The sequence below is a fragment of the Pontibacter populi genome (assembly GCF_040278685.1).
GTDB lineage: Bacteria > Bacteroidota > Bacteroidia > Cytophagales > Hymenobacteraceae > Pontibacter > Pontibacter populi.
In genome coordinates this window covers 79,987-85,986 of sequence record NZ_JBEOKT010000018.1, presented here as the reverse complement: position 1 = coordinate 85,986, position 6,000 = coordinate 79,987, and the positions used below count along the sequence as shown (strand labels likewise).

General features: G+C 45.2%; 6 protein-coding genes. 4 read left to right on the top strand and 2 right to left on the bottom strand.

Annotated features, from left to right (window positions below; translation table 11 throughout):
- The first annotated feature begins 237 nt into the window (after window positions 1–237).
- The 4 genes from ABS362_RS16420 to ABS362_RS16405 all read left to right on the top strand — a co-directional run bounded on the left by ABS362_RS16420 (window position 238) and on the right by ABS362_RS16405 (window position 3,484).
- Complete coding sequence (locus ABS362_RS16420) at window positions 238–1,227, top strand: aspartate-semialdehyde dehydrogenase (protein WP_350413743.1); 990 nt, start codon at window positions 238–240, stop codon at window positions 1,225–1,227.
- A gap of 224 nt (window positions 1,228–1,451) precedes the next feature.
- Window positions 1,452–2,588: a tetratricopeptide repeat protein gene (locus ABS362_RS16415; protein WP_350413741.1), complete on the top strand. Its 1,137-nt coding sequence runs from the start codon at window positions 1,452–1,454 to the stop codon at window positions 2,586–2,588.
- A gap of 121 nt (window positions 2,589–2,709) precedes the next feature.
- Window positions 2,710–2,937: a PLDc N-terminal domain-containing protein gene (locus tag ABS362_RS16410; RefSeq protein WP_350413739.1), complete on the top strand. Its 228-nt coding sequence runs from the start codon at window positions 2,710–2,712 to the stop codon at window positions 2,935–2,937.
- A 7-nt stretch (window positions 2,938–2,944) separates the two neighbouring features.
- Entirely contained in the window at window positions 2,945–3,484 is a 540-nt protein-coding gene (locus tag ABS362_RS16405; RefSeq protein ID WP_350413738.1) for a GNAT family N-acetyltransferase, read from the top strand.
- A gap of 17 nt (window positions 3,485–3,501) precedes the next feature.
- Here ABS362_RS16405 and ABS362_RS16400 read toward each other — a convergent pair whose 3' ends face one another.
- Window positions 3,502–3,993, bottom strand: coding sequence for a hypothetical protein (locus ABS362_RS16400; protein WP_350413736.1), 492 nt, complete (start codon window positions 3,991–3,993; stop codon window positions 3,502–3,504).
- 54 nt (window positions 3,994–4,047) lie between these two features.
- Window positions 4,048–5,190: an FAD-dependent monooxygenase gene (locus ABS362_RS16395; RefSeq protein WP_350413735.1), complete on the bottom strand. Its 1,143-nt coding sequence runs from the start codon at window positions 5,188–5,190 to the stop codon at window positions 4,048–4,050.
- Between the last annotated feature and the right edge of the window lie 810 nt (window positions 5,191–6,000).

Sequence of the window (6,000 nt, the reverse complement as noted above, 5' to 3'; positions counted from 1 at the left end):
GTGGAGAAAACTTACGTAATTTGCAGCCGCATGTGTAACCCAAAGACGCTCAAAGGAGCTTCGCACACTGTAAGATCAGGCTGAAAACCATTTTTATAGTTTCAGAACTATTACGAGAGGTTAAGGCGTTAGTTAATTCAGTTAGAGAGCTCAGGTATTGTAATCCTGTTCATCCTTTAATCCTGAAAATCCTGATTCTGACAATTTGCACATTAAACAATTAAATACATACCCTAAATGAAAGTAGCAGTAGTAGGCGCCACCGGATTGGTAGGCGGCGAAATTTTGAAAGTACTGGCGGAGCGCGACTTCCCGGTAACAGAGTTGATGTTGGTTGCTTCTGAGAGATCTGTTGGTAAACAGATGGAGTTTAAGGGTAAACAGATAAAGGTTATCGGGATGCAGGACGCGATCGCGGCTGCCCCGCACATTGCCATTTTCTCTGCAGGCGGAAGTACCTCTACCGAGTGGGCCCCGAAGTTTGCCGAAGCTGGAACTGTGGTAGTTGATAACTCATCGGCGTGGCGCATGGACCCGACCAAAAAGCTGGTGGTGCCGGAGATTAACGCCAAAGAACTGACCAAAGAAGATAAGATCATTGCTAACCCGAACTGCTCTACAATACAAATGGTAGTGGCTCTGAACAAGCTGCACGAAGAGCTGAAGGCGAAGCGTATAGTTGTGAGCACCTACCAATCGGTAACAGGCACAGGCGTGAAGGCTGTAGAACAGCTGATGAACGAGCGAGAAGGCAAGGAAGGCGAGAAAGCGTACCCATACCAGATCGACCTGAACGTATTGCCGCACATCGACGTGTTCCAGGACAACGGCTATACCAAAGAGGAGATGAAAATGATCCTGGAGACTAAGAAGATCATGGGCGACGACTCTATACGGGTTACAGCTACGGCGGTGCGTATTCCGGTAATGGGTGGCCACTCGGAGTCAGTGAACGTGGAGTTTGAGAAGGATTTTACGCTGGATGAAGTTTACCGCATTTTAGGCCAAACCGAAGGCGTGAAGGTAGTAGACGACGTAAAAAACCTGCAATACCCGATGCCGAAAGATGCCCACGGTAAAGACGAAGTATTAGTTGGCCGTGTACGTTTAGACGAAACCCAGCCACGAACTATAAACATGTGGATAGTTGCCGATAACCTCCGTAAAGGCGCTGCGACCAACGCCGTGCAGATTGCGGAGTATCTTGTTAAGAATGAGTTGGTGTAGTTTACTGAACTATAAACTATAAATAGTAATTGCTCTTCCGGACTTCCACGTCGAGGAGCTAACTAATGGGGACTTCCGGGTCCCCATTTTTTATTGGTATTGGGTTACGCGGATCAGGAAATCTGCAGCAGTTTTGGTTTCGGACCTGGAACTCATAAACAGAGGAATTATTACTATAACTAAATTATTTATTCACTATATTTAGTATATAATATTCAAACCCTATGAAGACAACTTTACTATTTGGTCTCCTCTTACTATTAAGCTTTACTATTCTTGCTCAGGATGATAAAGTTACTGATGAAATAAAACAACTATTCGATCAGCAGCAATACGATAAGATCATCAGCAAATACACCAGCAAAGCAGATGCATACCCAGCAAAAGCTGTGTACTATATGGGAATGGCTTATTACATGAAAGAAGATGATCAGAATTGTTTAAAGTTCATGGACCTTTCCATCAGCAAAGACCCCAATAATGCATACCCACATTTTATAAAAGGCAAAACACTGCAATACCTTAACCAGCATCATAAAGCTATTGAAAGTATAAACCAAGCCATTCAGCTACACCCTAAAGATGGAGAGTTTTATAGTGTCCTTGGGGATTCTTATTATGAACTGAATGATTTAGACAAAGCACTTCAGGCTTACGAAAAGGCTGTATCGCAGGATAACGCGCCAGACAGAGCATATGTCATGATTCCGCAAGTTTATAGTGCTAAGGGTGATGACAAGAACGCATTATCATCATTTTTAGCTGCTAAGAATAAGATATCTAAAGAAACAGACTCTTACATAACTGTACTTTATAACATTGGTTTGTTCGAATACCTGAACCAAAACTATCCTGCTGCTGAACAAGCCTATGAGGAACTCTTAACTTTAACCCCGAATGATTTTCATACCTGCGCTAAGTTGATACAGGTGCACTACGCTAGAAAAGAATACACCAAAGCTGCACCTTTAAGAGAAAAACTATATGTAGCTCATTCAAAAGGCTTGCTTCAGGATAACCTACAGGACATGTTCTGCTTCGATCAGTTTAAGTGGAATGATAAATTGATTCAGGTCTTTGAGCGATATGCTGAACCAGAAGGAAAGCTATACTACAAGCACATATTCTATGTAGTGAATCAGAAAGGCGACATTGAATATAGTATACAAACAGAAAACTCCCCGATATCAATAGAGCAAGGTGGGCCAAAGTACCTGCTTGGTATGCGTAAAGGGAATAGCCATTATACTTATAATGTTGGAGTTGAACAGAACTTCAACTATGAGAAATTAAAAAAGCAGGTTATTGACATATTGGATGAAAAGATAAAACCGGCAGCATCTTCGCATCCAAGTAAATAGCTTCACATAATCATATGCTACCTCAGTTTCCTAATCTAACTATAGCATATGTATAAACCAGAATCAAGCTTTCATATCTTAAATTCGTAAAAACTATAGTTAACAACTTAAATCAACATCAATGGAACTAGTAACACCCAACGTAGGCCTGATATTCTGGCAGATGGTCACGTTTTCTGGAATACCTTTATTTCTGATCTCCTGGATTATGATATTGGTAACAAAAAGGCTGGATGGCACAAATAAGCTGGTTTGGCTGATCGGAACACTGTTTCTTCCGGTAATCGGCCCGCTGATTTTTTTCTTTAAATATCCATCGTTTAAAAAACCGACCAACTCTCAGGTTTAACTTAAAAATGCCAGCCCAACCCATCCACACCAACAGACTTATCCTTATTCCCTTCACGTTAAAAATCACCAAAACGCTGATGGCTGGCGATATAGGCATTCTTCAAAAGCTCGGCTTGCAGCTTACCCCTTACTGGCCCGATCAGGAGGCGATCGACACGTTTCCGAAGATCATCCACAACCTGGAAAAAGTAACTGAGCCAACTGGCTTTGAGTCGTATATGGTGGTGCACCGGAATAGCATGAGCGTAATTGGCGATGCCGGATTTAAAGGTTTGCCTAATGATGATGGTGAAGTAGATATTGGCTATGCGATCATAACGCAGGCACAGAAAAACGGCTATGGGTTAGAAGTGGCTAAAGGTCTGGCAAGCTGGGCATTTAAACAACCGAGTGTAAAAGCCATTACCGCCAGATGCCTCTTAGATAACAAGCCATCGGCCAGGGTACTCGAGAAACTGGGAATGCAACAGGTTAGTACCGATGTAGAATTGATCCGTTGGAAAATGATGAACCCTGCGCACGAACAGGATACTATAGACTGCTAACTATAGCCCAGGTTGGTTTACTCGGGGCATTTGCTGTTCTGTAATTCGCTTAGGTTTGGCAGGCAGGGCTCGGGTATAAAAGCGTATAGTTCTTCATCGCCCTGGCAGTATTTAAAGGTGGCAAACGTACTTCGTTCGCGCGGATAGACCCACCGGTCCTGGTTACAACCAAAAACACGCAGCGGAAACTCAGTAAGATCGTAATCGGTAAAACTGGAGACCTGTCCATCTTTTACAAACAAAAACCTGCTATGGCCGCCCGGCACATCCGATCCATCCCATTTTATACCTATCACATCACTTATATCGCGCGGGTTCTCCCCTTCCTGGAAATAGTAAAGCGTGTCCCACTCAAAATCGGTTAGCTCAGCCAGGTTTATAGTTCTGTAGCCTTTTGTACCGGTTTCTTCGGATGTTACGGCTGTCTGCAGTTTTTCAAGTAGCTGCTTGTTGCCACCGGAGCAACTACACAAAAACACAACTACAGCAAGTAACAGTATATTCTTCATGGCAAGGGAGCGGTTAAAAAAGGCAAAGTAACGAAAAAAGAACGGGCCTGCGTGCTAAAAATCCACCTTATAAAGGTCTTCCATCTGGCGCTGGGTTATAAACTTTGGCATAGCCCTGAAAAGCGTATTGCGGACTTTGGCTAACAGCGGGTTACGCCATTGCGCCACCTCGCCCAGCCTCCGCGACATTTCGATAACTTTAGCGGTTCGGGCTTTGCGGCGCTTCTCATACTTCTTAAGTGCTACTGCCAGTTCCGGTTCCTGTTTCAGGCATTGGGCCAGCACTACGGCGTCTTCTATGGCCTGGCAGGCGCCCTGCCCCATGTTTGGCGTAGTAGCGTGTGCAGCGTCGCCTAGCAAAACTACACGCCCATATACAAAATGCTTCAGGGGCTCCAGGTCGGCAATATCATTCCAGATTATCTGGTCGGGTGTTGTGGAAGCCAGCACCATTTCTACCGGCGAATGTACCGTTTCGAAATGGCGGGCCAGCTTTTCGGGTGTCATCTTGCGCATTTTTTCGTCGCGCTGCGGGGCATTAATACAGGCATACCAGTATATCTTGTTATCCTGAAGCGGCGCCATACCAACCCTTCCCTGCGGTGCCCAGGTCTCCGCCGATATCATCTCGTTTATCTTTACACCCGGGTTATCTATTACAGCGCGCCAGCAGGTGTAGCCCGCATAGCGTGGTATACTTTGCGGCACCAGTTGCTGACGCACTACCGAACTTATACCGTCTGCCGCGATCAGAAGGTCTGCTGTGGCCTGGCTACCATCCGTAAACATGACCTTCACCTGCTCTCCGGTCTGCTCTATCGTTTCGCAGCGCTTGCCTAAAACTATCGTGTCAGGTTTCAGGTGGCTTTGCAGTACTTCGTGCAGGTCAGCGCGGTGTATTACAAAGTTGTTGATACCATATTTGTTGCTAAGCTGCCGGGTATCCATGTTGCTAATCTCGCGGCCATGCTCGTCAAAAATAACCAGTGCATCGAGCTGCTTGCCCCGGGCCACCACATCATCTATAACGCCCATCCGGGCAAGCCCCTGCATGGCATTAGCAGCCAGACCAACTCCCGCTCCCAGGCCCCTGAACTTTGGTGCTGCTTCGTAAACGGTCGTATCGATACCTGCTTGCTGCAGTGCCAGGGCCGCACACAAACCGCCGATACCGCCGCCTATAACTATGGCTTTCATATAACTATAGTTGTTTAATAGCTTATACTGTTTTTGAGAGCAATCAGTAAACTATAAGCTCCGGAAATATCGATCTTTTGCTTACGGTGTGATTTGGTTGTTAAGATAATGGATTTATAGTTGTGATGTAACCTCACCCCAGTCCTCTCCATGCGCAGTTCCTGCTAATGTCTGGATTAAAGTTTTATAGTTGCTGTTGGCCCAACCACCCCCAACCCCTCCTTGGCTAAGGCGGGGAGTTTTTCTGCTTTAGTTATAGTTTGCCTTATAGTTTTATTGTTGTTGATTTAACACCCCTATAATCCCCTCAAGGGGATACTTTCACATAAAGTTATGTTAGGTGTATAGTTCTAAAGTTGACGATATTGAACGGACAGGTCGTGACCTGTCCCTACGGAATTCTAGCCACGGTAAATGTCGGAGCCTACCGGTCCAAACTATACAAAAGCAGTTTCTATGTGAAAGATCTCAGTCTTTGGGTTGAGCGCCTTGTGAATATCTGGTGCCGAAAGGCATTGCGAGGTACGAGCAAAAGAGATTCGCACAGCGTGATGCCCGAAGACGGGGCCTCCCGGCCATGAGGGCACCAAGGCTGATTTGAAACTATAGGCAACTAGAGCTCCCAGGATGAAGAGTGGTTTGAGTGGATAGCTTGGTACGAGGAATAGAATGCTTAACTATAGAACATATAAGATACCTCGGCTTCGCTCGGGATGACAAAGAAGCAACTACAAGACACATAAGATCCTTCGCCTTGGCTCAAGATGACAGCAATAAGCACCTATAAACAAAAGAGCAGCATAAGTATTT

Bases quoted from the DNA above. Each gene is read 5' to 3' on its own strand.
- ABS362_RS16420 (WP_350413743.1), top strand. From the start codon at position 238: ATGAAAGTAGCAGTAGTAGGCGCCACCGGATTGGTAGGCGGCGAAATT.
- ABS362_RS16415 (WP_350413741.1), top strand. From the start codon at position 1,452: ATGAAGACAACTTTACTATTTGGTCTCCTCTTACTATTAAGCTTTACT.
- ABS362_RS16410 (WP_350413739.1), top strand. From the start codon at position 2,710: ATGGAACTAGTAACACCCAACGTAGGCCTGATATTCTGGCAGATGGTC.
- ABS362_RS16405 (WP_350413738.1), top strand. From the start codon at position 2,945: ATGCCAGCCCAACCCATCCACACCAACAGACTTATCCTTATTCCCTTC.
- ABS362_RS16400 (WP_350413736.1), bottom strand. From the start codon at position 3,993: ATGAAGAATATACTGTTACTTGCTGTAGTTGTGTTTTTGTGTAGTTGC.
- ABS362_RS16395 (WP_350413735.1), bottom strand. From the start codon at position 5,190: ATGAAAGCCATAGTTATAGGCGGCGGTATCGGCGGTTTGTGTGCGGCC.